General features: G+C 71.3%; 2 protein-coding genes and 1 riboswitch. Of the genes, one reads left to right on the forward strand and one right to left on the reverse strand.

The features are described from left to right. The first annotated feature begins 101 nt into the window (after nucleotides 1-101). A riboswitch (cyclic di-GMP riboswitch) is annotated at nucleotides 102-191 on the forward strand. Between the two features lie 285 nt (nucleotides 192-476). After that, nucleotides 477-1,178, reverse strand: coding sequence for an endonuclease III (gene nth, locus FDZ70_10125; GenBank protein TLM67586.1), 702 nt, complete (start codon nucleotides 1,176-1,178; stop codon nucleotides 477-479). A gap of 15 nt (nucleotides 1,179-1,193) precedes the next feature. Here nth and FDZ70_10130 point away from each other — a divergent pair. Next, nucleotides 1,194-1,724: hypothetical protein (locus tag FDZ70_10130; protein ID TLM67587.1), on the forward strand; the 531-nt coding region annotated here is incomplete at its 3' end.

A 1,724-nucleotide genomic window follows, 5' to 3' on the forward strand; every position in this document is an offset into this window, starting at 1 on the left:
ATCTGTGGCTTCCCGAGGACGAGCGCTGATCCGTCCGCCGGGCGTTTCAGGCGGCGGTGCAGCGGGAACATACTCTCCGCGAAGGGTCGGCTCGAGTGGACGAGCCGACAGGAGACGATGATCCGTCAGCGCACCAACGGTCACCGCACCGGCTGACGGGGAGTCCAATGGTGAGACCGGCCTCCCGGTCCGACTCGAAAGAGCGGCCGGGCCTTCTGCTTCTTGGGGCCGTTTCCGCGTCGCCACCGCGCGTGCCTGTGGGAAACCCCGTGGACAACCCTGTGGAACGCGCCGTCGGGCGCGCGAACGCCGCCGCTCGCCAACTACCTGCGGAAATGTCTTGCGCTGCTGTGACGGCGCGGTAGAGTACGTGATGCAAGGCGCTTGTGAGACCGGATGGGCCCAGCGGCAACGCGAGGTTCGCTCGGAGGAACGGGCGCCTTGCGCTTTGTCGTCGTGTCGGAGGCGCGCCCCGCCTACGCGCGCTCGCGCCAGCCCTTGATCGCGAATGCGCTCGGGCACAGGTCGCTCAGCGCGCACGCGCCGCAGACCGGCCGTTTCGCGTCGCAGATCTTGCGGCCGTGGTCGATGAAGCGGTAGTTGACGTGGAACCACTCCTCGCGCGGCAGCAGCGCCATGAGGTCGCGCTCGACCTTGTCGGGATCCTTCTCCTCCGACAGCCCGAAGCGGTGCGCGAGCCGGAACACGTGCGTGTCCACGGCGATGCCCTCGACCACGCCGAACGCGTTGCTCGCCACGATGTTGGCCGTCTTGCGCGCCACGCCCGGCAGGCGCATCAGGTCCTCCATCGTCCGCGGCACCTCGCCGTCGAACTCGGCCGTCACCATCGCGGCCGCACCCATGATCGACTTCGTCTTGCTGTGGAAGAAGCCGGCCGGCCGGACGATCGCCTCGACCTCGAGCACGTCGGCGGCGGCCAGTTCGGCGGGCCCGGGGAAGCGCTCGAACAGCACGGGAGTCACCTTGTTCACCCCGGCGTCGGTGGTCTGTGCCGAGAGGATGACCGCGACGAGCAGCTGCCAGGGCGTGGCGAAGTCCAGCGCGCAGTGCGCGTCCGGGTAGAGCGCCGCGAGGCGGTCCATGATCGCGCGGGCGCGCGCGAGGCGCTCATCGTCGGGCGCGGGAGGCGTGTCGTGGGGTGAGGGCGTGCGCGGCATCGGTTCGCGGCCTCCATGTCGGGGCGGTGCGGTAGGGTACCAAGCATGAGGATACCAGCCGCCATCGCCCGGTCCGCCGCCCTGCTCGCGCTCGCGTGCACGGTGGCCGCGTGTGCGCCGGCGGGCGGACCCGGGCGGCCCACGGGCACGCCGGCGCTTCCGGGCCTGCGCGAGGCGACCGTCACGCACGTGGTCGACGGCGACACCATCGACGTGCGCTTCGCCGACGGCGGGCCGGTCACGCGCGTGCGCCTCTACGGCGTCGACACGCCCGAGACCACCTACGGCAAGAACGAGCCCTACGGCGCCGAGGCGAGCGCCTACGCGAAGCGGACGCTGGGCGGGGAGCGCGTCTGGATCGACACCGGCGACGTCGAGCGGCGCGACGACACGAGCGGCCACCGCCTGCTCGCGTGGGTGTGGGTCGAGCAGCCCGCCGACCGCTCGGAGTCCGAGGTGCGCGCGAAGATGTTCAACGCGATGCTGCTCGCAGGCGGCTACGCGGACGTCTACCGCAAGGTGCAGGAGCGGACGGCACCCGACCCG

Source organism: Actinomycetota bacterium (assembly GCA_005774595.1).
In the GTDB taxonomy this organism is placed as follows: Bacteria; Actinomycetota; Coriobacteriia; order Anaerosomatales; family D1FN1-002; genus D1FN1-002.